This is a genomic window from Croceibacterium mercuriale (assembly GCF_000802385.1).
Classification (GTDB): Bacteria; Pseudomonadota; Alphaproteobacteria; order Sphingomonadales; family Sphingomonadaceae; genus Croceibacterium; species Croceibacterium mercuriale.
This window is the reverse complement of record NZ_JTDN01000001.1, coordinates 1,674,030-1,698,338: the sequence shown is the minus strand read 5'-3', so window position 1 is coordinate 1,698,338 and position 24,309 is coordinate 1,674,030. Positions and strand designations below refer to the sequence as shown.

Genomic DNA, 24,309 nt, shown 5'->3' with positions numbered 1-24,309 from the left:
TCCGATGGCACTGAAGAATTACAACCCGACCAGCCCGGCGCGCCGTGGTCTGATCCTCGTCGACAAGTCGTCGCTGTACAAGGGCAAGCCCGTCAAGGCGCTGACCGAAGGCAAGCACAAGACCGGCGGCCGCAACAACAAGGGCCATGTGACGAGCCGCGGCATGGCCGGCGGTCACAAGCAGAAGTACCGCTACATCGACTTCAAGCGTCGCAAGTGGGACATGCCGGCAACCGTCGAGCGGCTGGAGTACGATCCCAACCGTACCGCGTTCATCGCGCTGGTCACCTACACCGATGGCGAGCAGGCCTATATCCTGGCACCGAGCCGTCTGGCTCCGGGCGACACGGTGGTGGCGGGCGAGCGCGTCGACACGAAGCCTGGCAATGCCATGCTGCTGGGCCAGATGCCGGTCGGCACAATCTGCCACAATGTGGAGATGAAGCCGGGCAAGGGCGGGCAGATCGCCCGTTCTGCCGGCACCTATGTCCAGCTGGTCGGTCGTGACCGCAACATGGTGATCGTGCGCCTGAACAGCGGCGAGCAGCGTTACCTGCGTTCCGACTGCATGGGCACGGTCGGTTCGGTGTCGAACCCCGACAATTCGAACCAGAACTTCGCCAAGGCAGGTCGCAAGCGCTGGATGGGTGTGAAGCCGCTGACGCGTGGTGTCGCCAAGAACCCGGTCGATCACCCCCATGGTGGTGGTGAAGGCCGCACCAGCGGTGGTCGCCATCCCGTGACGCCGTGGGGCAAGCCGACCAAGGGCGCCCGTACCCGGCACAACAAGCAGACCGACAAGATGATCATCCGCTCGCGTCACGCCAAGAAGAAGAAGGGGTAAGCGACCATGGCTCGTTCCGTCTGGAAAGGTCCGTTCGTGGAACTGTCCCTGCTGAAGAAGGCAGAGGATGCCCAGGATGCTGGTGGCCGCGCGCCGATCAGGACCTGGTCGCGTCGTTCCACCATCCTTCCGCAATTCGTCGGCCTGACGTTCAGCGTCTACAATGGCCACAAGTTCATCCCGGTGTCCGTCAACGAGGACATGGTCGGCCACAAGCTTGGTGAGTTCGCGCCGACGCGCAGCTTCCCCGGCCATGCCGCCGACAAGAAGGGCAAGCGATAATGAGCAAGGCAAAGGCTCCCCGCCGCGTTGGCGAGAACGAGGCTCTGGCCGTCGGCACCACCATTCGTGGTTCCGCGCAGAAGCTGAACCTCGTCGCCGGCCTGATCCGCGGCAAGCGCGCGGAAGAGGCGATGAACATTCTCTCCTTCTCCAAGAAGGCGATGGCTGTGGATGCGCGCAAGGTGCTGGCATCCGCCATCGCCAACGCGGAAAACAACCACGACCTCGACGTGGACGCGCTGGTCGTGGCCGAGGCGAGTGTCGGCAAGTCGATCACCATGAAGCGCTTCCACACGCGTGGTCGTGGCAAGTCCACCCGGATCCTGAAGCCGTTCAGCCGGCTGCGGATCGTTGTGCGCGAAGTCGAGGAGGCGTAACATGGGTCACAAGAGCAATCCGATCGGCCTGCGCCTGCAGATCAACCGTACCTGGGACAGCCGCTGGTATGCCGAGGGCGCTGACTATGCTCAGCTGCTCAAGGAAGACATCGCGCTGCGCAAGTACATCATGAGCAGCCTGCCGCAGGCCGCGATCAGCAAGGTGGTGATCGAGCGTCCCGCCAAGCTGTGCCGCATCTCCATCTTCGCTGCACGCCCCGGCGTGATCATCGGCAAGAAGGGCGCTGACATCGAGAAGCTGCGTTCCAAGCTGGCCACCATGACCAAGAGCGACGTGAAGCTGAACATTGTCGAGATCCGCAAGCCGGAAATCGACGCCAAGCTCGTGGCGCAGGGCATTGCCGACCAGCTGGTCCGCCGCGTGGCGTTCCGCCGGGCGATGAAGCGCGCCATGCAGTCGGCCATGCGTCTGGGTGCCGAAGGCATCAAGATCATGTGCGGCGGCCGTCTTGGCGGCGCGGAAATCGCGCGTGTCGAACAGTATCGCGAAGGTCGGGTGCCGCTGCACACGCTGCGCGCAAACGTCGATTATGCCGACGCCGAGGCGCTGACCGCCTATGGCATCATCGGTATCAAGGTTTGGGTCTTCAAGGGCGAGATCCTGGGGCATGACCCGATGGCACAGGACCGGCTGATGATGGAGGCTCAAACCTCCGGCGTCCGTCCGGCCCGCTGATCGGAAGGCTGAGTAAAGACGATGCTGCAACCGAAAAAGACCAAGTTCCGCAAGATGTTCAAGGGCAAGATCCATGGTCTTGCCAAGGGCGGCGCGGAGCTGAACTTCGGGTCCTATGGCCTGAAGGCCATGGAGCCGGAGCGGATCACCGCTCGCCAGATCGAGGCCGCCCGCCGGGCGATCACGCGCCACATCAAGCGCCAAGGGCGTCTGTGGATCCGCGTGTTCCCCGACGTGCCGGTGTCCAAGAAGCCCGCCGAAGTCCGTCAGGGCAAGGGCAAGGGTGCCATTGAATACTGGGCGGCGCGCGTGAAGCCGGGCCGTATCCTGTTCGAGCTGGATGGCGTGCCTGGCCCGCTGGCGGCCGAAGCGTTCGAACGTGCGGCCATGAAGCTGCCGATCAAGACCAAGGTCGTGGCCCGTCTGGGCGACACCTCGCACCTGGGAGGCGAATGATGGCCAAGGTGGAAGACCTGCGCACCAAGACCGACGACCAGCTGGCCGACCAGCTGGTGGAGTTGAAGCGCGAACAGTTCAACCTGCGCTTCCAGGCGGCGACGAGCCAGCTGGAGCGTCCGGCGCGCATCCGTGAGGTTCGCCGCCAGATCGCGCAGATCAAGACCCTGCAGGGCGAGCGCACCCGCGCCGCCGTGCAGGCGTAAGGAGACAACCATGCCCAAGCGTATCCTGATCGGGACGGTCGTCTCCGACAAGATGGACAAGACGGTTACGGTCAAGGTGGAGCGCAAGGTCAAGCACCCGCTCTACGGCAAGATCATCCGTCAGTCGAAGAAGTACCACGCGCATGACGAGGCGAACGAGTTCCGCCCCGGCGACCGCGTGCGCATCGAGGAGACGCGTCCGCTCTCCAAGACCAAGACGTGGAACGTGCTCGACCGTGTCCAGGCCGGCAAGGGCGAGGCGCTCGAGGCCGATCTCGAAGGATAAATCCTGGGGCTGACAGGCGGGCAAGGTTGCTCTATGGGGCCGCCTCCCGCCGCGTTGTCGCAGGGATTTTTTGGAACTGCCGGACTGGTTCCGGCAAGCCGAGTGAGAAGGAACCGGATCAATGATCCAGATGCAATCAACGCTCGACGTCGCTGACAACAGCGGTGCCAAGCGCGTCCAGTGCATCAAGGTGCTGGGCGGATCGAAGCGCCGCACTGCTGGCGTGGGCGACGTCATCGTCGTCTCCGTCAAGGAAGCACAGCCGCGCGCCCGCGTTAAGAAGGGTGACGTCCACCGCGCCGTGATCGTGCGCACCCGCAAGGATGTGCGTCGTGCCGACGGCACCGTGATCCGCTTCGACAGCAATGCGGCGGTGCTGGTGAACAAGAGCGAGGAGCCGATCGGCACCCGCATCTTCGGCCCCGTGGTGCGCGAGCTGCGCAGCCGTGGCTTCATGAAGATCATCAGCCTCGCGCCGGAGGTGCTGTAATGGGCGCTGCCAAGATCAGGAAGGGCGACAAGGTTGTCGTCCTGAGCGGCAAGGACAAGGGGCGCACCGGCACGGTGAGCCAGGTCCTGCCCAAGGACGGCAAGGTTGTGGTGGACGGCGTCAACGTCGCTGCGCGTCACCGCAAGCCGACCCAGACCAACCCGCAGGGTGGCATCGAGCGTGCCCCCGCCCCGATGGCGGTGGCCAAGGTCGCCGTCGCCGATCCCAAGGATGGCAAGCCCACCCGCGTCCGCTTCGAGGAGCGTGATGGCAAGAAGGTGCGCGTGGCCGTCAAGTCCGGTGAGACGATCGATGGCTGAAACCTACATCCCGCGCATGAAGCTGGACTACAATGACCGCATCGCCCAGGCGATGATGGACAAGTTCGGCTATGCCAACCGCATGCAGATTCCCCGGTTGGAGAAGATCACGCTCAACATGGGCGTGGGCGAAGCGAGCCAGGACAAGAAGAAGGTCCAGATCGCTGCCGAGGAAATGGAGCTGATCGCCGGCCAGAAGCCGGTGATCACCAAGGCCAAGAAGTCGATTGCGCAGTTCAAGCTGCGTGAAGGCATGCCGATCGGTTGCAAGGTCACCTTGCGCCGCGAACGCATGTTCGAGTTCCTGGACCGTCTGGTGACCGTGGCGATGCCGCGGATCCGCGACTTTCGTGGCCTGAATCCCCGGTCCTTCGATGGCAATGGCAATTATGCCATGGGCCTGAAGGAGCAGATCATCTTCCCGGAGATCAGCTACGACCGGATCGAGAAGGTGCGTGGCATGGATATCATCGTGACCACCACCGCAAAGACCGACGATGAAGCGCGCGAACTGCTGCGCCTGTTCGGTTTCCCCTTCCCGGCCGCCGAGGCCGAAGAAAAGCAGGCGGCCTGAGGCCGCCGCAGGAGAGCTTAAGTCCATGGCGAAACTGAGTTCCATCAACAAGAACGAGAAGCGCAAGCAGCTCGTGAAGAAGTATGCGGCACGTTACGAGAAGCTGAAGGCTATCGCGAACGACCAGAGCCTCGAAGAGGGTGAACGGTTGATCGCGCGTCTGAAGCTGGCGGAAGTGCCGCGCAACGGCAACCCGACCCGCGTGCGCAACCGTTGCGCAACCACCGGCCGCCCGCGCGGCGTTTATCGCAAGTTCGGCCTGAACCGGATCGAACTGCGGGATCTGGCCAACAAGGGCATGATCCCCGGTGTGACCAAGTCGAGCTGGTGAGGACACGTTAAATGGCGATGACCGATCCCTTGGGTGACATGCTCACCCGTATCCGCAACGGCCAGCAGGCGAAGAAGGACTCTGTCCTCAGCCCTGCGTCGAAGCTGCGCGCCAACGTGCTGGAAGTGCTCCAGCGCGAAGGTTACATCCGTGGCTGGTCGCAGGACGAGTCCGGCAAGCATCCGGCGCTGCGGATCGAACTGAAGTATTTCGAAGGCCAGCCTGCGATCAAGCATGTGGCCCGCGTGTCCAAGCCGGGCCGCCGCGTCTATTCCGGTAGCCGCGAGCTGCCGACCGTGCGCAACGGCCTGGGCATCACCATCGTCTCGACGCCGCGTGGCGTGCTTTCCGACGCGGAAGCACGGGCGCAGAATGTCGGCGGCGAAGTGCTGGCGGAGGTTTTCTGATGAGCCGCATCGGCAAAAGGCCGGTGGTGATCCCGAACGGCGTCACCGCCAATATCGATGGCAAGGTGCTGAGCGTGAAGGGTCCCAAGGGCACCCTGACGCTTGGTCTGTCCGAGCTGGTCAACTACGATCTGGAAGACGGCTCCATTGCCGTCACCCCGGCCAATGACAGCAAGGCTGCCCGCAGCCACTGGGGCATGCAGCGCACGCTGGTGTCCAACCTGGTGGAAGGCGTCACCGGCGGCTTCACCAAGGTGCTGAACATCACGGGCGTCGGCTATCGTGCCGCGGCGCAGGGTCGCAATCTGAAGCTGCAGCTGGGCTACAGCCACGATGTCGACATTGCCGTGCCGGAAGGCCTGGAAGTGAAGACCCCGGACCAGACCACGATCGAGATCAGCGGCACCGACAAGCAGGCCGTTGGCCAGCTTGCCGCCGAGATCCGCCGCTGGCGCAAGCCGGAGCCCTACAAGGGCAAGGGCATCCGCTATCGCGGCGAGTTCATCTTCCGCAAGGAAGGGAAGAAGAAGTAATGGCCAAGCTTTCCCTGTTCGAACGCCGCCGTCGCCGGGTGCGCACCGCGCTGCGCAAGCGTGGCGGTACCCGTCCGCGACTGTCCGTTCACCGGTCCGGCCGGCACATCTACGCCCAGGTGATCGACGATGCGGCAGGCCGCACGGTCGCTGCGGCCTCTACGCTGGGTGTGTCCGCTTCGGGCGCCAATGTTGATGCGGCAGTCGAGGTTGGTCGCAAGATCGCCGAGGCGGCTGTGGCTGCCGGCGTGACCACCGTCGTGTTCGATCGCGGCGGCTACCTGTTCCATGGCCGCGTCAAGGCGCTGGCCGATGCCGCTCGTGCCGGCGGCCTGGAGTTCTGATGATGGCAGACGAAACCGAGAACCCGATCGCGACGACCCCGTCGGAAGCGGTCGAAAGCCAGTCGGCTGCCGGTGGTGAACCGAGCCAGCCTGCGCGTGAAGGCCAGGGTCGCGATGGCGGCCAGCGTGGTGCCCGTGGCGGACGCGGCGGCGGCAGCGGTGGCCCGGGCGGCAACCGTGATGGACGCGGCGGCGGCAATCGTGACGGCCGCGGCGGTCGCGGTGGCCGGCGCGACGATCGTCGTGACGATGACGGGGGCGAGGAGCTGATCGAAAAGCTCGTGCACATCAACCGCGTGTCCAAGACGGTGAAGGGCGGCAAGCGCTTCGGCTTTGCGGCGCTGGTGGTCGTGGGCGACGGCAAGGGCCGGGTCGGCTTCGGCCATGGCAAGGCACGCGAAGTGCCGGAGGCGATCACCAAGGCGACCGCCGCTGCCAAGAAGAAGATGATCCGTGTGCCGTTGAAGGATGGTCGTACGCTGCATCATGACGGCATGGGCCATTTCGGCGCAGGCAAGGTCAATGTGCGGTCCGCTCCGGCGGGTACCGGCATCATTGCCGGCGGCCCGATGCGCGCGGTGTTCGAGAGCCTGGGCGTGGCGGATGTCGTGACCAAGTCGATCGGCACTTCGAACCCGTACAACATGATCCGCGCCACCTTCGATGCGCTGGGCGAGCAGACTTCTCCGAAGTCCGTCGCGCAGCGTCGTGGCAAGCGCGTCGCGGACCTGCTGGGTCGTGGCGGTGCGGGCGAAGCAGAGGCCGAGGCCGCTGCCGAAGCCATCGTGGAGTAAGAGAACATGGCAACCATCAAGCTGAAGCAGATCGGCTCGCCGATCCGCCGCCCCGAAGCCCAGAAGAAGATTCTGATCGGGTTGGGCCTGGGCAAGATGCACCGCGTGGTTGAGCTTCAGGACACCCCTGAAGTGCGTGGCGCCATCGCTCGCCTGCCGCATATGGTGGCCGTGGTCGACTGATCGACCGCGCCGTCAAGGTACATGAAAAAGCCCCGGTGCAGTCCGCTGCACCGGGGCTTTTTCGTGCCTGCTTGCCGAAGCGTCAGGCTGGAAGGCTGTCCAGCAGCGTACCGATCCGCTCGCGATATTTCGCAAAGGTATAGTTGGCGCTTTCCGCCTGCGCTGCCACGCGCCAGGCATTCAGCCGGTCACGATCCTGGATTGGTACCAGCATCGCCTCCGCTACTGCCTCGATTGACTGTTCGTGCAGCATCAGCCCGCATGCCGGCGTGACACCATTGCCGGCCATCGGCGACTGGATCAGGGCCAGGCCGCTCGCCAGCGCCTCCAGCAGGGAAATGGCCGAGCCCTCGAAGTAGCTGGGAAACACCAGCACATGGTGTCGGGCCATGATGCCGGGCACCTCTGCACGCGGAACGTGCGGAATGTGCGTCACGCGATCGGCAAACCGCGCAAAGGTCGCGGGCGGGCTGCTGACCTCCCCCAGCAGGGTCAGCGTAAACTTGTCCGGCGGCAGGTGATCGAGCGCCTGCAGCAGCAGGTGCAGGCCCTTGCGCGGGCCGAGATGCCCCACCAGCAGGAAGCGGACCGGCTCGTCCTTGCGGACCGGGGCGGGGGCGGGCTGGCTGCCGAACCTGGTTTCGTCGAAGCAGTAGGGCAGGACTCGCAGCTTGTCGGCCACGCCGGGCACGGGCGACTCCGCGGCAACAGTGTCGGCGCAACTGCGGCTGCCGGTGACGATGACATCGGCAAGGGCATATTCGGCATCCTGCTGCTGCAGCATATCTTCGGAGATCGGATCGCTTTTGATGCCGACCCAGTCCGGCCATTGGGCCTGCAGCTCTGCCATCGCGCGGTTCAACGCGCGGTGGTCTCCGATCGTGCGATCCAGGATACAGGTGCGGTTCTGCCGCCGTCCCGCTTCGAATGCCTCGCGCGAGCTGAAGTCGAAGCCCCACAGGGCAAACGGGTCGGGACGGGCGATCTCGCGTTCCAGGGCGCGGCCAAACCGGCGATTGCCGCGGATGTCGAACCAGGTGCCGAGCTTGAAGAGCCCCGCCCGTCTCGCGATCCGCTCCAGCCACTCGTCGACACCGGACGTCTTGACCAGCGCCGGATCCAGCCCCGGTGCCTCGAACCGCCGGAACTCGCGGCCGAGCTTGCGGCCGATCGGACCCGGCAGGCGGTCGAGCACATAAGGCCAGCGTCCCGGCTGGTAGAGGATCGACGTGGCGTACCATTCCAGCCGCCCCATTTCCTGGAGTGCGCGGGCGGTCTGCCAGCTGTGCTGGGTTCCCGGATGGAATACTGCAACTTTGGACTGTGCCACCGCAACCTCGCTTGCCGCTGCGCATGGCGCGCATTGGCGCCGTCTTGCCGCAATGCACAATTGCAGGCAACCGTGCGCACCTGAACCGTGTATCGGCCCGGCATCGGCCGAGAGCGGACTGGACGTGGCGGACGCTATCGGCTAACGGCCCCGCTTCCATTCAATCGGCGCGATCAAAGCGAAAGCGAGTGCACTTATGAAACTGACAGAAATCCGCGACAATCCGGGCGCGCGCCATCGCAAGATGCGGGTGGGCCGCGGCATCGGCTCCGGCAAGGGCAAGACTGCCGGCCGTGGCCAGAAGGGCCAGAAGGCCCGTTCCGGCGTAGCCGTGAAGGGCTTCGAAGGCGGCCAGATGCCGCTGCACATGCGTCTGCCGAAGCGTGGCTTCAACAATATCTTCCGCAAGGATTATGCCGAGATCAACCTGGGCCAGATCCAGCAGCTTATCGATGCCGGCAAGCTCGACACCGGTTCGGTGATCGATCACGCGGCGCTGAAGGCGGCTGGCGTTGCCCGCGGCGGCAAGCATGGCGTGCGCCTGCTGGCCAAGGGTGCGTTGACCGCCACGGCGCAGTTCAAGGTGGCCGGCGCTTCCGCTGGTGCACTGGCCGCGGTCAAGCAGGTCGGTGGTTCGGTGGAGGTCACCGTGGCGCCCAAGGCTGCCACGCAGGAAGCCTCCGAATAAGTAGCGCTAACGGGCGGGCGGGGTTCCAGTAACCTCGCCCGTCTCCTATATGGCTGACCTCCACAGGGGGGCGGGGGCGCAAGTGCCGCCGGCCAGCGAAGGCTTACACGCACAATGGCATCACGCGCCGACAACATCGCCAGCAACATGAGCCTTGCCAATTTCGGCAAGGCGACCGAGCTGAAGCAGCGCATCTGGTTTACGGTCGGAGCACTCATCGTGTTCCGCTTTCTCAGCTTCGTGCCGCTGCCGGGCGTAAATCCGCTGATCCTGTCGACGCTGTACGACCAGACGCGTGGCGGCATCCTGGACCTGTTCAACACCTTTTCCGGCGGATCGCTGGAACGCATGAGCCTGATCGCGCTTGGCGTGATGCCCTACATCACCGCGTCCATCGTGGTGCAGCTTGCGGCGGCTCTGCACCCCTCGCTGATCGCCCTGAAGAAGGAAGGCGAGGCCGGCCGCAAGAAGCTGAACCAGTACACCCGTTATGGCGCGGTGCTGCTGTGTGCGATCCAGGGCTGGTTCCTGGCGTCCGGCCTGGAAGCCTACGGAGCGCAGAGCGGGCTGCAGGCCGTCGTCGACCCGGGCGTCATGTTCCGCGTGATCGCGGTCGTGAATCTGATCGGCGGCACCATGTTCCTGCTGTGGCTGGGTGAGCAGATCACCAGCCGCGGCATCGGCAACGGCGTCTCGCTGATCATCATGGCGGGCATCGTCGCACAGTTTCCCACATTCATCGGCAATCTGTTCGAAGGTGGCCGGTCGGGTTCGATCAGCCCGGTTCTGATCGTCGGCCTGATCGCGATGATCGTGGCGCTGATCCTGGGCATCTGCTTCATGGAGCGGGCGCAGCGCCGGTTGCTGATCCAGTATCCCAAGCGGGCCAGCGCACGCGGCATGATGCAGGCTGATCGCAGCCACCTTCCGCTGAAGCTGAACACGGCTGGTGTGATTCCGCCGATCTTCGCCAGCTCGCTGTTGCTGCTGCCGCTGACCATCACGCAGTTTGCCGGCAACTCGACGGACACCGGCAGCGTTGGGTACGACATCGTGCAGACGCTGAACCAGTATCTGCAGCACGGCGCGCCGCTATACATGTTGCTCTACGCGGCCGGGATCATGTTCTTCGCGTTCTTCTACACCGCGGTGGTCTTCAACCCGGAAGAAACGGCGGAAAACCTGAAGAAGAATGGTGGCTTCATTCCCGGGATCCGTCCGGGCAAGCGCACGGCCGACTACCTCGACTATGTCCTGACGCGCATTACCGTGCTCGGCGCGATCTACCTGACGATTGTGTGCGTTGTGCCCGAATACGTCATCGCGCAGACCGGCCTGCCACTGTTCCTCGGCGGTACCAGCCTGCTGATCGTGGTGAATGTCACGGTGGACACGATCACGCAGATACAGTCGCATCTGCTGGCGCATCAATATGGTGACCTGATCCGCAAGGCACGGTTGAAGGGTCGCATGCGCTAGAACGGCCGCGTCGACAAAAGGCGCGGAACGAAGTTGAGGGGGAGACGAGGCCGATGAACATCATCCTGCTGGGGCCGCCGGGGGCCGGCAAGGGCACGCAATCCTCGCTGCTGGTGCAGCATCATGGGATGCGGCAGCTATCCACGGGCGACATGCTGCGTGCGGCCGTCGCCGCGCAGACGCCCATCGGCATCAAGGCAAAAGCGATCATGGATGCCGGGCAGCTGGTTTCGGACGAGATCGTGTCGGCCCTGATCGATGCCGAACTGGTCGCGATGGAGCCGACGACGGGCGCCATCTTCGATGGGTATCCCCGCACCGCGGCGCAGGCGGATGCCCTTGACACGATCCTGGCCAACCATGGTCGTCGCCTGGACATGGTGATCGAGCTGTCGGTGGACGAGGACGAACTGGTCCGTCGGATCACCGGCCGTTATTCGTGCGCCAAGTGCGGCGAAGGATACCACGATACGTCCAAGCAACCCGCGATTGCCGATGTCTGCGACCGTTGCGGTAGCCACGAGTTCAAGCGTCGGCCGGATGACAACGAGGACACCGTGCGGAAGCGCATGCAGGTGTATCGCCAGGAAACGGCACCCATTCTGCCTGGTTACGACGCTCGCGGGATTGTGCACCGCCTCGACGGCATGGCGCCGATCGAGCAGGTGACTGCGGCCATCGAAGGTATGCTGGCACAACCTTAAGCCCGCTTCGGTCGCGGACATGTGAAAAGCCCCGACACGCCAGGGGGAAGCGTGCCGGGGCTATGGTACCTCTGGTCGTCCTTGGGGGGGGATTGAACGACCAGAGGGGGATCGACGGTCCGGTCAGTTCTCTTACGAGACCATGGTACCTTCTTTGAGATATACCCGGTTGTCATCGATCCGATCCACATCGGCCAGGGACAGGTAGTGATGCTGGTTGTCGGCACTGTCCGTACGGGTCAGCTTGATCTGCTCACCCTCGACATCATCGACAGTGCCGACATGCTGTCCGGCAGCATCGGTCACTTCCATGTGTTCCTTGATGCGTAGCTTTTCGAACATGCGAACTCCTGTTTTCGTTTGGTCGGCTAACGGACGGCAGCAGCACGTCGTTCCGCGGTTCGTCGCAATCGCGGCACGGGTGGCGCAACGGTGAACTCGGCTGATGATCCCGGGGCACCTACAGCGATGCCACGCATTGAACGGGCGACCAGGACAACAGCCAACAGGAGCAGGCGCCATGGATGACAACCGGATCTGGCAGTTCGAACGTGAGCTGTGGCTCGGCGGCGGCGATGTGTATCGCGAGAGGGTGGCCAAGGATTGCGTGATGGCGTTGCCGTCCGAGCCTTTCATCTTCGACGGGGAGGCTGCCACCAGCGCCGTCGAGAGCACGCCAAGGTGGACGGAGGTGGAGTTTGCCGATCAGCGGGTGGAGCGGCCACATCGTGGCCTGATCGTCATCGCCTACCGCGCCAAGGCAAACCGCGAGGGGCAGAGTTATCATGCCCTTGCCACCTCGACCCTGATGCAGCTGGAGCATGAGCAGTGGGTCGTGGTGCAACACTCGCAGGTGCCGCTCGGCGTGATGGTTGCCGATCCTGACGCCTGAGCTGGGTGTCACAACCTGCCTACACGCTATGATCCAGGGTCGCAGCGGCCGCATTGGGGCACGCTGGCCCTGGTAATCGGCCTGCACGGCGCGGCATTGTTCGGGCTGGTGCAGGCCTTCGCGCCGGATCTTGCCGGAAGAGCGGTCGAGCAGGCCGAGAAACTGGTGGCGGTCTTCGAACCCGTTGCCCCGCCGCCGGTACCGCCGCCGCCTCCAGCGCGGCCGGTGCCGGAACCTGCCGTTGCGCCGGTGTCGCAGCCCAATGCCGGCGCCAGTGCTCCGCCGGCTCCCCGGGCCACGCCTAGGCCTGTGATGGTGCCGACGCCCCCTGTTGCATTGTCCCGCCTGACCTTGCCGGATCCGCCGGTCAGCGCCGATGGTCCCGAGACCCGCTCCGGTGCAGTGGCCACCGGCGATGGCACCGGGGCGGGCGGGACCGGATCCGGTACGGGCAGCGGCTCGGCCGGACAGGGGCAGGGTGGAGGAGGCGGAGCTGTCACTCGCCCGGAGAAGATTGCGGGGAATATCAATGATGCACGTGACTATCCCATACCGCCCGGCGGGCGGGAGGTCAGGCGTGGGCATTACGTCGTGGTGCACATGATCGTGGGTGTGGATGGGCGTGCGCGCCAGTGCCGCGTGGTGGAGGCCAGCCCCGACCCGGCCGCGGACCGGCGCACCTGCCAGCTTGCGGAGGACCGCTTCCGCTTCCGCCCGGCCCGCAATGCTGCGGGGGAACCGGTCGCCGCAGCCTTCGGATGGCGGCAGGATTGGTTCTGACCGCACATTGCACTGCAACAATGCCGATGACAGCAGGCGCAACAACGGTTAGCGAGGAAAAAACACCCATGTAAAGGTATGGCAATGGCGGCGATTTACCCGGTTGTGCTGAGCGGCGGCAACGGTACCCGCTTGTGGCCACGCAGCCGCAAGGCCATGCCGAAGCCGTTCCTGCCGCTGGTCGGGGAACACACCCTGTTCGAGGCGACGCTGGACCGCTGCGCTGACGACGATCGGTTCGCCAACGCCGTGATCGTGACCGGCGTGGCGCATCTCTCCCACGTGCAGGCGCAGGCTGCGGCCTTTGCCGGCACACAGGTCATCGTAGAGCCGGAGGGCAAGAATACCGCCCCGGCCATTGCGCTGGCGGCGGCGCGCCTGCCTACCGATTCAATCATGCTGGTCTGCCCCAGCGACCACCACATCGCAGACCCGGCCGCCTTCACCCAGGCCGCATGCGCCGCCGCCACGCTGGCGCAGGAAGGCTGGCTGGTCGCACTGGGCATCACGCCGACGCACCCGGAAACCGGCTACGGCTATATCCTGCGCGGCGATCCGATCCCGGGCGGCTTTGCCGTGAAGCGCTTCGTGGAGAAGCCGGATCTGGCAACGGCGGAGGCATTCCTTGCCGACGGCAATTACAGCTGGAACGGTGGCATCTTCGCCTTCCAGGCCGGCGCCTTCCTGGATGCGCTGGACCGTTATCGTCCGGCCATGGCGGCGCTGGTGCGCCAGTCGGTTGCGGCCGGGCGCAGCGAAGGCGCGCTGTTCTTCCCCGATGCCGACAGTTTTGCGGAAATCGCCGAGGAATCGGTGGATTACGCCGTCATGGAAGAAACCGATCGTGCGGCCGTTGTGCCGGCGGTGATGGGCTGGTCGGATATCGGCAACTGGCATGCCTTGCGTGATGCACGCATCGGGGGCGCGGCCGGACTGGGCCCCGATGATGGCGCAAATGCAGTGATCGGCAATGTCGAGCTGGTCGATTGTCGCCGCGTGCTGGCAGAGACCGATGGCCCGCGCATCTCGATCATCGGAATGGAGGACGTTGCCGTCGTCGTCGATGGTGATGACGTGCTGGTGACCAGCATGACGGGCGCGCAGAAGGTCGGCAAGCTGGCGGGTGCGACCAACCAGTAGCGGCGCCCAGCGCAAGGGGGCGTGTCAGCCCCCGCGCATCTGTTTCAGAATACCGGCCAGATCCGTCGCGCTGTATGGCTTCTGCAGGATGCCGCGTGCGGCCGTTTCCCCAAGCTGGGCGATGGCATCGCCATAGCCGGTGACGAACCAGTAGGGCACGCCGATCGCATCGAGCGCGCGGGCGATCGGCTCGCTGGACTCCGCACCCAGGTTGAAGTCAAGCAGCGCCATGTCGGGCATGTCACTGTCCAGCACGCCCTGTGCTCCGGCAACGGAACTGACTACGCTCACCCGCGGCACGCCCAGCCCCAGCAGGGCCTCCTCGGCATCCATGGCGATGATCATGCTGTCTTCCACCACCAGGACGTGGCGCACCAGCCCGGGCCCGTCGCCACCCTTCCGCTCGGCCACCGCCGGGCGGGGTGTATGCGGGGTATCCGGCCGGCCCGGTGCGGCCTGCACGAAGCGGCCGGGGATGGTAAAGTCGGCCTCCACCCCGGTCAGCTTGTGGCTCAGCCGCGCGGTACCGCGCAGTTCGTAGGGGATGGAACGTTCAATGATCGTGCTGCCGAAGCCACGCCGCTGCGGCGGGCGGACGGGCGGCCCACCGCTCTCGCGCCAGCCGATCTGCAGGTCGCCCAGTTCGCCCAGCCGCGTATCGATCGTCAGCCGGCCGCTGCTGTCGCACAGTGATCCATACTTGGCCGAATTGGTCATCATCTCGTGCAGCACGAGCGCGAGCACCGTATAGGCCTCCGGAGCTACCAGCACGTCCGGCCCGGTCACGCTGACCCGGTCGGTCTTGCCGCCCAGATAGGCCTCCGCCTCCGTCTCGATCAGCTCGTGCAGGGATGCGGGGGACCAGTGCTCCCGCGTGATATTGTCATGCGCAAGTGCCAGTGCGCGGATCCGGCCGCCGATCAGATCGGCGAACTGTTCGATGCTGGTACCCTCGGTGCGGGACTGGCTGACCAAGCCGCGGATCAGGGTCAGGATGTTGCGGACCCGGTGGTTCAGCTCCGCAATCAGCAATTCCTGCTGCTCGGCGGCGCGGGCGCGTTCCTGCATCTGCTCGTCGCTCATGCGCAGGATCACCTCCAGCAGCGTGACGCGCACATGCTCGGCCACAGCCAGCTCCTCGGTTGTCCAGGGCGTGCTGTGCCCTTCCACCATCTGCCGCCAGGCCTCGAAGCTCTTGCGCGGGGACAGACGCGGCCCGTGAGGGCCGTGCTCCATCGCCTTCTCCGGGCGACCGGCCCAGGTGACTACCTGCGGCAGTTCCCGCCGCCAGAATACCACATAGTCGCGCGGGCGGCGGCTGACCGGGATCACCAGCGCCCCGCAGGCACGGTCGGCAAAGGCGCTTGCGGCCGGCAGCATGGTGGCGAGGGCATCGGAGTGGACGATCCGGCTGCTGGCAGCCGCGTTGAGCGCTGGTACCAGCGCCAGGAACTCGGCCTCCGTCGGCGCCGCGCCGCGGGCATTGTAGGCCCCATCCACAAAGGCGCTGGCGCCGTCATGCGGGATGACCTGGCCGATTACGCTGTCCAGCGTGCTGAGGTTCTCCACCAGAGCGCTGCTGCCCACCAGCCGGGTCATCAGACGGTCGTGCAACTGCCGCCCGCGTTCGGCCATGCGACTGCCACTGCTGGCGATCGCCACCTCCAGCTGCAGCGCGAACAGCTGGGCGAACAGTTCGGCCGTGGTCCGCAGCGAATAGGGCAGGGTGCGCGGGGCATAATGGTGGCAGGCGAACAGGCCCCACAGCTTACCCTTGACCACGATGGAGATGGACAGGGAGGCGCTGACCCCCATGTTCTTCAGATATTCGATATGGATCGGCGACACGGCACGCAGCGTGCTGAGCGACAGGTCGACCGCTTCTCCGCCAAGGGCATGTTCCGGCTCGATCGGCACGGGGGCTGCGTCGACGTCGGCGATGATACGCAGCAGGTTGCGCAGGTACAGCGCCCGTGCCTGGGCCGGAATGTCGGTGTGCGGGTAACGCAGGTTCAGGAAGGCTTCCAGGTGCTGTTCCCGCGCCTCTGCGATCACCTCCCCGCTGCCATCCGCGTGGAAGCGGTAGACCATCACCCGATCAAACCCCAGCAGCACCTTCATCTGCCGCGCAGCTTCGGCGCACAGATCGGCCACGTCGCTGTGCCGGCTGAGCCGCTGCATCAGCGATCGCAGGCCGCCGCTATGATGCAACTCGCCCGCCCCTTCGCCCGGCTCCAGCTCCACGATCAGCAGCGATCCCGAGCGGTGCACCGCCAGGTCGAACAGCACGCCATCACCCAGCAGGTCCACGCCGAACAGGCGGCTTACCAGATCGGTCGCGTCATCCTTGCCGTCGCCGGCAACGCCCGTATCCTCGTCAAGCTGGCCAGCGGCCGTACGCAGGAACTGCATGGCGGGCGCCGCGAAGTATTCGCCCAGTCGGCCGCCGATCGCCGGAGCCGTCGGACGCCTCAGCACTGCCGCCAGATTGGCGGAGCGATGCGCTACGATCCAGTCGGCGTTGAGCGCGATCAGGGCCCCGAAGCCCTGGATACTGCCCAGCTTGTGAATTGGTTCGCGGTCGCAGTTGGACAGATCATATCCGTGACTAGCCATGACTACGACATTCCTGCCGACAGATAGTCAGGCATGCTAAGCAACACTGTCACGACAAACCCACCCGCGCCAGCCGCACAGGTCGAACCGATGAGGCTTCAGATTAAATATATTTCCGTCTGGCTTCAAAGCAGCGGCGACCGCTAGAGTTCCCGCTTGCAGCAGTGGAGCAGCAGGACATGGAACTCAATCTGGACGGTGTGATCGCACAGACCATCCAGCTGGCGCTGACACCGGTCTTCGTGCTGGTGGCCATCGGCAATATCCTGAACATCCTGTCCAACCGCCTTGCCCGCGTGGTTGATCGGTCGCGCTTCCTGCAGGAAACGCATGCCCGGACCAGCGGGGTGGAGCATGACGCGGTCGTGCGCGAGATCCGCATCGTCGACCGGCGCATCCGCCTGATCAACAGTGCCATGCTGCTGCTGGTGATGAGCGGGCTGTCGATCGGCATGACGGTCGCCATGCTGTTCGTCGAGGAGGTATTCCACGCCTCTTTGCAGAATGCGGCCGCGGCCTTCTTCTTCGGGTCTATCGCCCTGTTGATGGCGGCGCTGCTCTCCTTCCTGCGGGAAACGCGCGTTGCCACCAACGCGCTGAAGATCCCGGCGACCTACCTGGAACTGGAACGCAAGCTCTAGCGCCCGCCTAGCCGACCGTGGACGTTTCGGGCCCTAGTGCAGGATCAAGGTCGCGCGGCCGGGCGAAGTGGACCAGCCGGGCGCAACCGGGGGACACGTCGGCCCAGCTGGTCACATCCAGCTCCAGCACGGCAAAGGTGGCGGTCGGGAATTTCTCGGCCGCCTCCTGGCACAGCGGATCGTCGAGGTCGCGCAGCAGCAGCAGCAGCAGGTCCTGCAGGCCGGGATTATGCCCGATCAGCAGCAGGCTGGCGGCATCCGCCCCGGTGGTCTGCACCAGGTCCAGCAGCGTGTCGGCGTCCGCCAGATAGGCATGGTCCTGCCATTGCGGCTCCTGCGGCAATTGCGCCGCTGCCAGCGTCTGGCGGACGCGTTCCGCAGGGCTGGCGAGCAGCCGGTCCCAACCTACGCCATGGTCGATGATGTGCTGGCCCATCAGCGCGGCGCCGCGCCGTCCGCGGCCGTTCAGCCCGCGATCGAAGTCACGCTGCTCCCCGCCGCGAAGTTCGCTTTCCGACCAGTCGGACTTGGCATGGCGCAACAGGCCCAGCAGCTTCACGGGGGATCAAGGCTCCTCTTGCAGCGCGCGATCAGTCGGGCCTGCCTCTGTCGTATATGAAACACTGGCGCCGAGCGCTTGTAAAGCCTGCTCCAGCGTGACGCGCCGCACCGGCGTGCCGGCGGGGAACGCATCCAGCAGCCGGCTGGGGAAGGCGGCGGACAGGACCACGAAGTGCCCGCGATCCCCGGCGCTGCGGATCAGCCGGCCGAACGCCTGCGCCAGCCGCGCGCGGATCAGCATGTCATCATATGCGCTGCCCGAGCCGTGCGCCGCCCGCCGTGCCCGGTGCAGGATACCCGGCTTGGGCCAGGGCACCTGTTCCAGCACCACGCAGCGCAATGAATGGCCGGGTACATCCACCCCGTCACGCAGGGCATCGGTGCCTAGCAGGCTGGCGCGATGATCATCGCGGAAGATGTCCACCAGCGTGCCCGTATCGATCGGATCGACATGCTGCGCGTAGAGCGGCAGGCCGCTGCGCGCCAGGCGGTCGGCGATGCGCGCATGTACGGCCCGCAACCGGCGGATGGCGGTGAACAGGCCCAGCACGCCGCCACCGGCCGCCTCTATGATCCGGCCGTAAGCGCCCGCCAGCGCCGGCAGGTCGCCGCGCGGCACGTCGGTCACGATCAGCACCTCGGCCATGCTGGCATAATCATACGGGCTGGCCGCCGCGCTCAGTTGCGGCGTCCCTTCCAGATGCGTCGCGCCCGATCGTGCCAGCGCGACGGTCCAGTCCTCCTCGCCCCCGGTGCCGCCGGGGCACAGGGTCGCGCTGGTCAGCATCGCGCCATGCGCCTGATCCAGCACCACGCGGGCGAAGGGCTGGCTCGGGTCCAACCAGTGCCGGTGCAGGCCCACGTCGAACTCGCGCGTATCAGCCCGCTCCACCGCCATCCAGTCCACGAAGCTGGGATCGGCCGGACCGCCCAGCCGGGCCAGCATCGCCTCCCACGCCAGCAGCAGGTCGATCCGCCAGCTCAGCGAATGACGCGCGCCCTCGATCCGGGCGCGGCCTTGCGCATCCAGCCAGTCGGGCGCGTCCTCCAGCACCGCTTCCAGCCGTTGACCCAGCTGGAGCAGCGGCTGGCGGATCGCTGCCAGGGCCGCGCCGGCCTGCTGCGCCAGTTCCACCACCGGGCCGTCCAGCCCGGCGACTTCGGTTTCCAGCCCGTAACCGGCATCCTGCGCGCTCTCGTCACGAGCATAGGTGGTCGCCCGCACCGCACTCAGCAGCGCCTCCACCGCGCCAAGCGGCAGACCCTCGTGGATGCGCTGCAGCCAGCCATCGGAGGGTAGCGCAGCGGCCGCCTCCACCGCATTGGCGATGGCCTCGCTGCCCGCCTCGTCATAGCTGGCGACATCCGCCAGTCGCGCCGCCAGGCCACGCCGGCGGCCTTTGCCGCTACGCTCCGGGCCCAGCAGCCAGCGCCGCAGTTCCACCGCCTCGCGCCCGGTCAGCGCTGCAGCGAAGGTGCTGTCCGCCGCTTCGAACACATGGTGTCCTTCGTCGAAGATGATGCGGGTGGGGCGCTGCGCATGATCGCGCCCGCGCGCGGCGTTGACCATCACCAGCGCGTGATTGGCGATCACCAGATCCGCCTCCGCACTGGCGCGGGCGGCGCGTTCGATGAAGCATTTGCGATAATGCGGGCACCCGGCATAGATGCACTCGCCGCGCTGGTCCGTCAGGCTGCGGATTGCGCGCTGGCGGAACAGCGTGCCCAGCCAGCCGGGCAGATCGCCGCCGACCACGTCGCCATCCTGCGTATAGGCGGCCCAGCGTGCCACCAGATGCGCCAGGATTGCCGCCCGTCCGCCAAACCCGCCTTGCAGCGCATCTTCTAGGTTCAGCAGGCACAGATAGTTCTCGCGCCCCTTCCGCACCACGACAGGCCGGCTGCCATCGGCGCGTTGCTGGGGCCAGGCGCGCGTGCTTTCGCGCCGCAGCTGCCGTTGCAAGTTCTTGGTATAGGTGCTGACCCACACGGTGCCGCCGCTCTGTTCCGCCCACAGGCTGGCGGGGGCGAGATAGCCCAAGGTCTTGCCGATGCCGGTGCCCGCCTGCGCCAGCAGCAGGTGAGGCCGTCCCCGTGCCTCCCGCGGAGCAAAGACGCCGGCAGCACCCTTGGCATAGGCGACCTGCCCGGCCCGCCGTTCCGCGCCGTCACCGGTCAACTCGGCAAGGCGCGCTTCCACCGCCTCGCTTTCCAGCACTACCTGTCTGGGCTGGGCTCGCGGCGGTGCCTCCTGCCATTCGGGCAGACGGGCGAACAGCCATCGTTCAGCCCTCTCGGGTCGGGCAATATGCGGGGACAACACCTGCGCCCAGTGCCAGCGGAGCCGGGTCAGCGATTGCAGCGCGCTCCACGCGCCCTCCCGCTCCGGCCACGCGGGATCGGTGCAGACCCGCACCAGCGCCGCGGCGGCGGCCTGCAACAGGGCTGGCACCTCGTCATCGCTGACCGGTACGGGTAGATCGAGGGCCTCGGCCAGCCCCTTGGGCGTCGGCACCACGAAGCGGGCCGGATGGATGAAGGCGTACAGCTCCAGCAGGTCCAGCCCCGACAGGTCGGGATAGCCCAGCCGGCTGGCAACCAGCGGCGCATTCAGCAGCAACACCGGCGTGTCAGCCGCCGCATTCAGCGCGGTGCCCTTGCCGACCGGCCGCACGACACCCGCAGGATCGCTCAGCCAGCAACCGGCATGGCTGGCGTGCAGGGCAGGCAGGGGCAGCGGGGGCATGGTAACCTAGATGGCGGTGGCGGAACGGAAAGTAAACGCGGGTTGGGCCCGACGATCTGGCGTTCAGATAAAGAGAGACATTTATGAACGTTGCTTGTCAGGCAGGTTCAGTCCCGCATCATTGCACCGGGTCTATCCCGGCACAGTCGGCGGTCCGATCAGGCCGCCAGTTGTAGTCGGAGAGTAACCATGAACACCTTTGGCAAGACTCTGGTCGGGTCGATCACGGCCGGCGCATTGGCGCTGGGCACCGTCGCACCGGCACAGGCGCAGTGGCGCGGCGATCGTGATCGCCGCAACGACAATGGCATCTCTGCAGGCGAGATCATCGCCGGTGCTCTGATCATCGGCGGCATCGCCGCGGTTGCGTCCTCCGCCGGGCGCAACAATCGCGATCGCTACTACGACAGTCCGCGTGATGCCGTCGAACGCTGCGTCAACGCGGCGGAGCGGACTGCCAGCCGCTATTCCTACGGTGGCCGTTCGGAAGTGACCGACATCCGCGATGTCGATCGCAACCGCGATGGTTACCGCATACGGGGCCGCATCGCGGTGAACCAGATGGATCGTGACTGGCGCCGGGGCGACAATCGCTATGGCCGCGGGTGGGGCAATGATTACCGCGGCTGGAACGACAATTATCGCGGCTGGGACTCCGGCCGGTTCACCTGCCGCATCGAACGCGGCCGGGTGGTCGATATCGATTATAGCGGCATCCGCGGGCTCTGATGCCTTCAGGTGGCGGCCGGTGGTTCAGCCTTGGGCAAGCACCGGCCTGCCATGATCATACCTTCACAGATGGAATTGCACCGATGCGTCGCCCACTCCGCCTGATTGCCACTGCCGCCACCAGCCTGGCGCTGCTTGCCACGCCTGTCATGGCGCGTGATCACCATCGCGGCGGCTGGAACGACCGCGGCTGGCATGATCGTGGCTGGGACCGGCGCCATCGGGACAACGGCATCGGCGCGGGCGACGTGATCGCCGGCGTGGCGGTGCTGGGGGCCATCGCCGCCATTGCCGGCGTGTTCGACGGCAACCAGACCCGTGAAAACGAGCCTGTGCCGGTCCGCTATCCCGACGTCGACACCCGCGGCTATAACGGCGTGGCTGATGGCAGCGGGCTGGACCGGGCGGTCGATATCTGTGTTGCGGAGATCGAGGCGACCGGGCCGCGCATCTCCGGCGTGGACAGTGCCAATCGTACGGCGGAAGGCTGGTTCGTGTCCGGCGCCGTGGATAGCGGCGCGCCGTTCAGCTGCCGGATCGGCAATGACGGCCGGGTCGCTGATGTGGAGATCGGGGAGGGCGGCGTCCCGGCTGGAGGGGGCTACTACAACCCCGCCGCCGATGACCGGCAATATGACGATGCCACGTACTACCAGGCGCGCAACGGCGTGGATGCCGGGCAGAGCTATTCCGCGCGGTAGGTCGGCAGCTCGATCTTCCATACCATCGCCGCACCACGCAGGGCAAAACCGGCAAGTGCGGCGATGCTCCACCCCCACGCGGGCGGCACGTCCAGCGCAGTGAAGATGGCGCACAGGCCGGCTGACAGGGCCGCCGCGGTGACGTACAGTTCAGGCCGCATCAGGATGGACGGCACGCCGGCCAGTACGTCCCGGATCATGCCGCCGACACAGCCCGTCACCACGCCCAGCACCGCAGCGGGCAGCGGCGCGACGCCATAGGCCAGCGCCTTGGCCGTGCCCAGCACGCAGAACACCGCCAGGCCCAGCGCATCCGCCCATTCCAGCAGCATTCCTTCCCACCAGCGCGAAGGCGTCAGCCAGACCAGCAGGGCGGAGGCGAGCACCACGGCCGCCACCCAGGGATCGCTGATCCAGAAGGCGCGCAGGCCGATCAGCACGTCACGCACCGATCCGCCGCCCACGCCGGTCACCAGCGCAAAGAAGCAGGTGGTCACGAAGGTCTGCCGCATCTTCACCGCCGCCAGCGCGCCGCTGATGGCAAACACCGCGATACCCAGCAGGTCCAGGAACGGGGGCAGGGCAGGGGTGGCGAACGGCTGCACGATCATGGCCGGGCCGTAGCGCGCCCATCGGCCGGCGCAACAAAAAGGGGGCCGTCCGCGATGGACAGCCCCCTTCCGATATCCGGCTTGCGACGGGTCAGATATGGATCGGCTTGCCCCGGACCGCCATCGCCGCTTCCTTGATCGCTTCCGAGTGGGTCGGATGGGCGTGGCAGGTATAGGCGATGTCTTCCGACGTGGCGCCGAACTCCATGGCCTGCGCCGCCTGCGCGATCATCGTGCCCGCCAGCGAGCTGACCATCCACACGCCCAGCACCTTGTCGCTGGTGGCGTCGGCGATCACCTTGACCCAGCCGGTGGTGTCACGGTTGGTCTTGGCGCGGCTGTTGGCAGCCATCGGGAACTTGCCGACCTTGATCTCGTGCCCGGCTTCCTTGGCGCCCTCTTCCGACAGGCCCACGCCGGCGAATTCGGGCAGGGTGTAGACGACGCTGGGGATCACGGCATGGTTCACGATGCCGACCTGGCCGGCGATGTTCTCTGCCACGGCAATGCCTTCATCTTCCGCCTTGTGCGCCAGCATCGGGCCGGGGACCACGTCGCCGATCGCCCAGACGCCATCCGCCTTGGTGCGGAAATCATGATCGGTCTCGATCTGGCCCTTGCCGTTCACCTGCAGCCCGATCCTGTCGAGGGCGAGACCGTCGGTGTTCGGCCGGCGCCCGATGGCGACCAGCACGCAATCGGCGTCCAGCGTCTCGGCTGCGCCACCAGCGGCAGGCTCCAGCGTCAGCGTTGCCGAGGCGCCGTTCACGGCCACGCCGGTGACCTTGGTCGACAGCCGCAGTTCCATGCCCTGCCTCTTGAACACCTTGGCAGCTTCCTTGCGGATCTCGCCATCCATGCCCGGCAGCAGCTGGTCCAGGAACTCGACCACGACCACTTCGGCGCCCAGGCGGCGCCACACGCTGCCCAGCTCCAGACCGATCACGCCGCCGCCGATCACGACCATGCGCTTGGGCACCTGCTTCAATGCAATGGCGCCGGTGGAATCGACCACCACGCCGGCCGCATTGTCGATCTCCACGCCCGGCAGCGGGGTGACGGAGGAACCCGTGGCGATCACGATGTTCTTCGCGGTGACCGTCTGCCCGGCCACCTCGACGCTGTTGTTGCCGGTGAAGCTGGCCCGGCCCTTCAGCCAGGTGACCTTGTTCTTCTTGAACAGGTACTCGATGCCGCCGGTCAGCTCGGTGACAGCGGTCGACTTCTCGCCCATCATGGCCGGGAGATCCAGGGTGACGCTGCCGACCTGCACGCCGAACTTCGCCAGCGTGCCATCATGCGCTTCCTCGAACAGCTCCGAGCCGTGCAGCAGCGCCTTGGACGGAATGCACCCGACATTGAGGCAGGTGCCGCCCAGGGTCTCGCGGCTCTCGGCGCAGGCGGTCTTCAGCCCCAGCTGCGCCGCGCGGATCGCGGCGACGTAGCCGCCGGGACCGGCACCGATGACAAGGACGTCGTAATCGTGTTCAGCCATTGGTCTTCCTTCCGTGCGTGCCGCTGATGTGGGCACGAGCGGGTCAAATCAGAAGGCCGGCAGCTTCGGTTC

General features: G+C 66.0%; 32 protein-coding genes. 25 read left to right on the top strand and 7 right to left on the bottom strand.

Translation table 11 applies throughout. The features are described 5' to 3' along the window. The first annotated feature begins 4 nt into the window (after positions 1–4). From rplB to rpmD, 16 genes are all read left to right on the top strand, one after another. On the top strand, positions 5–844 hold the full coding sequence (gene rplB / locus PK98_RS07870; protein WP_039095561.1) for a 50S ribosomal protein L2: 840 nt from the start codon (positions 5–7) through the stop codon (positions 842–844). Between the two features lie 6 nt (positions 845–850). After that, positions 851–1,126, top strand: coding sequence for a 30S ribosomal protein S19 (gene rpsS, locus PK98_RS07865; RefSeq protein ID WP_039095559.1), 276 nt, complete (start codon positions 851–853; stop codon positions 1,124–1,126). After that, positions 1,126–1,503 carry a 50S ribosomal protein L22 gene (gene rplV, locus PK98_RS07860; protein ID WP_039095557.1) on the top strand — a complete coding sequence of 126 codons (378 nt, stop codon included), beginning with the start codon at positions 1,126–1,128 and terminating at the stop codon, positions 1,501–1,503. Before rpsS ends, rplV begins: the two co-directional genes overlap by 1 nt. Before the next feature lies 1 nt (position 1,504). Continuing rightward, positions 1,505–2,200: a 30S ribosomal protein S3 gene (rpsC, locus tag PK98_RS07855; RefSeq protein ID WP_039095555.1), complete on the top strand. Its 696-nt coding sequence runs from the start codon at positions 1,505–1,507 to the stop codon at positions 2,198–2,200. A gap of 21 nt (positions 2,201–2,221) precedes the next feature. After that, complete coding sequence (rplP, locus tag PK98_RS07850) at positions 2,222–2,656, top strand: 50S ribosomal protein L16 (RefSeq protein ID WP_039095553.1); 435 nt, start codon at positions 2,222–2,224, stop codon at positions 2,654–2,656. After that, the gene (gene rpmC / locus PK98_RS07845) at positions 2,656–2,862 is read left to right on the top strand and encodes a 50S ribosomal protein L29 (RefSeq protein WP_039096445.1); all 207 of its coding nucleotides are present in this window, start codon (positions 2,656–2,658) and stop codon (positions 2,860–2,862) included. The genes rplP and rpmC overlap by 1 nt, the downstream gene beginning before the upstream one ends. Positions 2,863–2,872: 10 nt before the next feature. Beyond that, complete coding sequence (rpsQ, locus tag PK98_RS07840; RefSeq protein WP_039095551.1) at positions 2,873–3,148, top strand: 30S ribosomal protein S17; 276 nt, start codon at positions 2,873–2,875, stop codon at positions 3,146–3,148. Positions 3,149–3,269: 121 nt separating this feature from the next. Continuing rightward, positions 3,270–3,638 carry a 50S ribosomal protein L14 gene (rplN, locus tag PK98_RS07835; protein ID WP_039095549.1) on the top strand — a complete coding sequence of 123 codons (369 nt, stop codon included), beginning with the start codon at positions 3,270–3,272 and terminating at the stop codon, positions 3,636–3,638. After that, entirely contained in the window at positions 3,638–3,958 is a 321-nt protein-coding gene (gene rplX, locus PK98_RS07830; RefSeq protein WP_039095547.1) for a 50S ribosomal protein L24, read from the top strand. Before rplN ends, rplX begins: the two co-directional genes overlap by 1 nt. Next, positions 3,951–4,532 carry a 50S ribosomal protein L5 gene (gene rplE / locus PK98_RS07825; RefSeq protein ID WP_039095546.1) on the top strand — a complete coding sequence of 194 codons (582 nt, stop codon included), beginning with the start codon at positions 3,951–3,953 and terminating at the stop codon, positions 4,530–4,532. The genes rplX and rplE overlap by 8 nt, the downstream gene beginning before the upstream one ends. Before the next feature lie 25 nt (positions 4,533–4,557). Then, positions 4,558–4,863 carry a 30S ribosomal protein S14 gene (rpsN, locus tag PK98_RS07820; RefSeq protein WP_039095544.1) on the top strand — a complete coding sequence of 102 codons (306 nt, stop codon included), beginning with the start codon at positions 4,558–4,560 and terminating at the stop codon, positions 4,861–4,863. 11 nt (positions 4,864–4,874) lie between these two features. Beyond that, positions 4,875–5,270, top strand: coding sequence for a 30S ribosomal protein S8 (rpsH, locus tag PK98_RS07815; RefSeq protein WP_039095542.1), 396 nt, complete (start codon positions 4,875–4,877; stop codon positions 5,268–5,270). Further along, a complete protein-coding gene (gene rplF / locus PK98_RS07810; RefSeq protein ID WP_039095540.1) occupies positions 5,270–5,803 on the top strand; it encodes a 50S ribosomal protein L6 in 534 nt (177 codons plus the stop codon). The genes rpsH and rplF overlap by 1 nt, the downstream gene beginning before the upstream one ends. Beyond that, positions 5,803–6,147 (top strand): 50S ribosomal protein L18, encoded by a 345-nt coding sequence (gene rplR, locus PK98_RS07805; RefSeq protein ID WP_039095538.1) that lies wholly within the window; start codon positions 5,803–5,805, stop codon positions 6,145–6,147. Before rplF ends, rplR begins: the two co-directional genes overlap by 1 nt. 2 nt (positions 6,148–6,149) lie before the next feature. Next, positions 6,150–6,941, top strand: coding sequence for a 30S ribosomal protein S5 (gene rpsE / locus PK98_RS07800; RefSeq protein ID WP_039096443.1), 792 nt, complete (start codon positions 6,150–6,152; stop codon positions 6,939–6,941). A 6-nt stretch (positions 6,942–6,947) separates the two neighbouring features. Next, positions 6,948–7,124 (top strand): 50S ribosomal protein L30, encoded by a 177-nt coding sequence (gene rpmD, locus PK98_RS07795; protein ID WP_039095536.1) that lies wholly within the window; start codon positions 6,948–6,950, stop codon positions 7,122–7,124. An 82-nt stretch (positions 7,125–7,206) separates the two neighbouring features. On the opposite strand, the gene PK98_RS07790 is transcribed toward rpmD, so the two are convergent. After that, a complete protein-coding gene (locus PK98_RS07790) occupies positions 7,207–8,454 on the bottom strand; it encodes a glycosyltransferase family 4 protein (RefSeq protein WP_152608562.1) in 1,248 nt (415 codons plus the stop codon). A gap of 196 nt (positions 8,455–8,650) precedes the next feature. Here PK98_RS07790 and rplO point away from each other — a divergent pair, with 196 nt between their 5' ends. The 3 genes from rplO to PK98_RS07775 all read left to right on the top strand — a co-directional run bounded on the left by rplO (position 8,651) and on the right by PK98_RS07775 (position 11,325). Next, entirely contained in the window at positions 8,651–9,142 is a 492-nt protein-coding gene (gene rplO / locus PK98_RS07785) for a 50S ribosomal protein L15 (RefSeq protein WP_039095531.1), read from the top strand. Positions 9,143–9,256: 114 nt separating this feature from the next. Continuing rightward, complete coding sequence (gene secY, locus PK98_RS07780) at positions 9,257–10,621, top strand: preprotein translocase subunit SecY (RefSeq protein ID WP_039095529.1); 1,365 nt, start codon at positions 9,257–9,259, stop codon at positions 10,619–10,621. A gap of 53 nt (positions 10,622–10,674) precedes the next feature. Continuing rightward, positions 10,675–11,325, top strand: a complete 651-nt coding sequence (locus PK98_RS07775) for an adenylate kinase (protein ID WP_039095528.1) — start codon at positions 10,675–10,677, stop codon at positions 11,323–11,325. Between the two features lie 132 nt (positions 11,326–11,457). Here PK98_RS07775 and PK98_RS07770 read toward each other — a convergent pair whose 3' ends face one another. After that, complete coding sequence (locus tag PK98_RS07770) at positions 11,458–11,667, bottom strand: DUF2171 domain-containing protein (protein WP_039095526.1); 210 nt, start codon at positions 11,665–11,667, stop codon at positions 11,458–11,460. A 178-nt stretch (positions 11,668–11,845) separates the two neighbouring features. On the opposite strand from PK98_RS07770, the gene PK98_RS07765 reads away from it, so the two are divergent. The 3 genes from PK98_RS07765 (at position 11,846) to PK98_RS07755 (ending at position 14,137) form a co-directional block, all read left to right on the top strand. Further along, on the top strand, positions 11,846–12,217 hold the full coding sequence (locus PK98_RS07765; RefSeq protein ID WP_039095524.1) for a hypothetical protein: 372 nt from the start codon (positions 11,846–11,848) through the stop codon (positions 12,215–12,217). 96 nt (positions 12,218–12,313) lie between these two features. Continuing rightward, positions 12,314–12,997: an energy transducer TonB gene (locus PK98_RS07760; protein WP_235425428.1), complete on the top strand. Its 684-nt coding sequence runs from the start codon at positions 12,314–12,316 to the stop codon at positions 12,995–12,997. An 84-nt stretch (positions 12,998–13,081) separates the two neighbouring features. Beyond that, complete coding sequence (locus PK98_RS07755) at positions 13,082–14,137, top strand: mannose-1-phosphate guanylyltransferase (protein ID WP_039095519.1); 1,056 nt, start codon at positions 13,082–13,084, stop codon at positions 14,135–14,137. A 24-nt stretch (positions 14,138–14,161) separates the two neighbouring features. Here PK98_RS07755 and PK98_RS07750 read toward each other — a convergent pair whose 3' ends face one another. Beyond that, complete coding sequence (locus tag PK98_RS07750) at positions 14,162–16,753, bottom strand: HWE histidine kinase domain-containing protein (RefSeq protein ID WP_039095517.1); 2,592 nt, start codon at positions 16,751–16,753, stop codon at positions 14,162–14,164. Between the two features lie 179 nt (positions 16,754–16,932). Between PK98_RS07750 and PK98_RS07745 the strand changes: the two genes are divergently transcribed. Beyond that, the gene (locus tag PK98_RS07745; RefSeq protein WP_039096441.1) at positions 16,933–17,394 is read left to right on the top strand and encodes a DUF2721 domain-containing protein; all 462 of its coding nucleotides are present in this window, start codon (positions 16,933–16,935) and stop codon (positions 17,392–17,394) included. Positions 17,395–17,401: 7 nt separating this feature from the next. On the opposite strand, the gene PK98_RS07740 is transcribed toward PK98_RS07745, so the two are convergent. Together PK98_RS07740 and PK98_RS07735 are read right to left on the bottom strand one after the other, a co-directional pair. Beyond that, on the bottom strand, positions 17,402–17,953 hold the full coding sequence (locus tag PK98_RS07740; protein ID WP_039095514.1) for a SixA phosphatase family protein: 552 nt from the start codon (positions 17,951–17,953) through the stop codon (positions 17,402–17,404). A gap of 6 nt (positions 17,954–17,959) precedes the next feature. Beyond that, on the bottom strand, positions 17,960–20,701 hold the full coding sequence (locus PK98_RS07735) for an ATP-dependent DNA helicase (RefSeq protein ID WP_052208192.1): 2,742 nt from the start codon (positions 20,699–20,701) through the stop codon (positions 17,960–17,962). A 189-nt stretch (positions 20,702–20,890) separates the two neighbouring features. Here PK98_RS07735 and PK98_RS07730 point away from each other — a divergent pair, with 189 nt between their 5' ends. Both PK98_RS07730 and PK98_RS15955 read left to right on the top strand, forming a co-directional pair. Next, the gene (locus PK98_RS07730; RefSeq protein WP_039095512.1) at positions 20,891–21,430 is read left to right on the top strand and encodes a hypothetical protein; all 540 of its coding nucleotides are present in this window, start codon (positions 20,891–20,893) and stop codon (positions 21,428–21,430) included. Between the two features lie 83 nt (positions 21,431–21,513). Next, complete coding sequence (locus PK98_RS15955) at positions 21,514–22,131, top strand: hypothetical protein (protein ID WP_052208190.1); 618 nt, start codon at positions 21,514–21,516, stop codon at positions 22,129–22,131. On the opposite strand, the gene PK98_RS07720 is transcribed toward PK98_RS15955, so the two are convergent. Together PK98_RS07720 and lpdA are read right to left on the bottom strand one after the other, a co-directional pair. Then, positions 22,116–22,742 (bottom strand): trimeric intracellular cation channel family protein, encoded by a 627-nt coding sequence (locus tag PK98_RS07720; RefSeq protein WP_039095510.1) that lies wholly within the window; start codon positions 22,740–22,742, stop codon positions 22,116–22,118. The genes PK98_RS15955 and PK98_RS07720 overlap by 16 nt on opposite strands. Positions 22,743–22,833: 91 nt before the next feature. Beyond that, positions 22,834–24,237 carry a dihydrolipoyl dehydrogenase gene (gene lpdA / locus PK98_RS07715; protein ID WP_039095507.1) on the bottom strand — a complete coding sequence of 468 codons (1,404 nt, stop codon included), beginning with the start codon at positions 24,235–24,237 and terminating at the stop codon, positions 22,834–22,836. Positions 24,238–24,309: the final 72 nt, after the last annotated feature.

Bases quoted from the DNA above. Each gene is read 5' to 3' on its own strand.
- rplB (WP_039095561.1), top strand. From the start codon at position 5: ATGGCACTGAAGAATTACAACCCGACCAGCCCGGCGCGCCGTGGTCTG.
- rpsS (WP_039095559.1), top strand. From the start codon at position 851: ATGGCTCGTTCCGTCTGGAAAGGTCCGTTCGTGGAACTGTCCCTGCTG.
- rplV (WP_039095557.1), top strand. From the start codon at position 1,126: ATGAGCAAGGCAAAGGCTCCCCGCCGCGTTGGCGAGAACGAGGCTCTG.
- rpsC (WP_039095555.1), top strand. From the start codon at position 1,505: ATGGGTCACAAGAGCAATCCGATCGGCCTGCGCCTGCAGATCAACCGT.
- rplP (WP_039095553.1), top strand. From the start codon at position 2,222: ATGCTGCAACCGAAAAAGACCAAGTTCCGCAAGATGTTCAAGGGCAAG.
- rpmC (WP_039096445.1), top strand. From the start codon at position 2,656: ATGGCCAAGGTGGAAGACCTGCGCACCAAGACCGACGACCAGCTGGCC.
- rpsQ (WP_039095551.1), top strand. From the start codon at position 2,873: ATGCCCAAGCGTATCCTGATCGGGACGGTCGTCTCCGACAAGATGGAC.
- rplN (WP_039095549.1), top strand. From the start codon at position 3,270: ATGATCCAGATGCAATCAACGCTCGACGTCGCTGACAACAGCGGTGCC.
- rplX (WP_039095547.1), top strand. From the start codon at position 3,638: ATGGGCGCTGCCAAGATCAGGAAGGGCGACAAGGTTGTCGTCCTGAGC.
- rplE (WP_039095546.1), top strand. From the start codon at position 3,951: ATGGCTGAAACCTACATCCCGCGCATGAAGCTGGACTACAATGACCGC.
- rpsN (WP_039095544.1), top strand. From the start codon at position 4,558: ATGGCGAAACTGAGTTCCATCAACAAGAACGAGAAGCGCAAGCAGCTC.
- rpsH (WP_039095542.1), top strand. From the start codon at position 4,875: ATGGCGATGACCGATCCCTTGGGTGACATGCTCACCCGTATCCGCAAC.
- rplF (WP_039095540.1), top strand. From the start codon at position 5,270: ATGAGCCGCATCGGCAAAAGGCCGGTGGTGATCCCGAACGGCGTCACC.
- rplR (WP_039095538.1), top strand. From the start codon at position 5,803: ATGGCCAAGCTTTCCCTGTTCGAACGCCGCCGTCGCCGGGTGCGCACC.
- rpsE (WP_039096443.1), top strand. From the start codon at position 6,150: ATGGCAGACGAAACCGAGAACCCGATCGCGACGACCCCGTCGGAAGCG.
- rpmD (WP_039095536.1), top strand. From the start codon at position 6,948: ATGGCAACCATCAAGCTGAAGCAGATCGGCTCGCCGATCCGCCGCCCC.
- rplO (WP_039095531.1), top strand. From the start codon at position 8,651: ATGAAACTGACAGAAATCCGCGACAATCCGGGCGCGCGCCATCGCAAG.
- secY (WP_039095529.1), top strand. From the start codon at position 9,257: ATGGCATCACGCGCCGACAACATCGCCAGCAACATGAGCCTTGCCAAT.
- PK98_RS07775 (WP_039095528.1), top strand. From the start codon at position 10,675: ATGAACATCATCCTGCTGGGGCCGCCGGGGGCCGGCAAGGGCACGCAA.
- PK98_RS07770 (WP_039095526.1), bottom strand. From the start codon at position 11,667: ATGTTCGAAAAGCTACGCATCAAGGAACACATGGAAGTGACCGATGCT.
- PK98_RS07765 (WP_039095524.1), top strand. From the start codon at position 11,846: ATGGATGACAACCGGATCTGGCAGTTCGAACGTGAGCTGTGGCTCGGC.
- PK98_RS07755 (WP_039095519.1), top strand. From the start codon at position 13,082: ATGGCGGCGATTTACCCGGTTGTGCTGAGCGGCGGCAACGGTACCCGC.
- PK98_RS07750 (WP_039095517.1), bottom strand. From the start codon at position 16,753: ATGGCTAGTCACGGATATGATCTGTCCAACTGCGACCGCGAACCAATT.
- PK98_RS07745 (WP_039096441.1), top strand. From the start codon at position 16,933: ATGGAACTCAATCTGGACGGTGTGATCGCACAGACCATCCAGCTGGCG.
- PK98_RS07735 (WP_052208192.1), bottom strand. From the start codon at position 20,701: ATGCCCCCGCTGCCCCTGCCTGCCCTGCACGCCAGCCATGCCGGTTGC.
- PK98_RS07730 (WP_039095512.1), top strand. From the start codon at position 20,891: ATGAACACCTTTGGCAAGACTCTGGTCGGGTCGATCACGGCCGGCGCA.
- PK98_RS15955 (WP_052208190.1), top strand. From the start codon at position 21,514: ATGCGTCGCCCACTCCGCCTGATTGCCACTGCCGCCACCAGCCTGGCG.
- PK98_RS07720 (WP_039095510.1), bottom strand. From the start codon at position 22,742: ATGATCGTGCAGCCGTTCGCCACCCCTGCCCTGCCCCCGTTCCTGGAC.
- lpdA (WP_039095507.1), bottom strand. From the start codon at position 24,237: ATGGCTGAACACGATTACGACGTCCTTGTCATCGGTGCCGGTCCCGGC.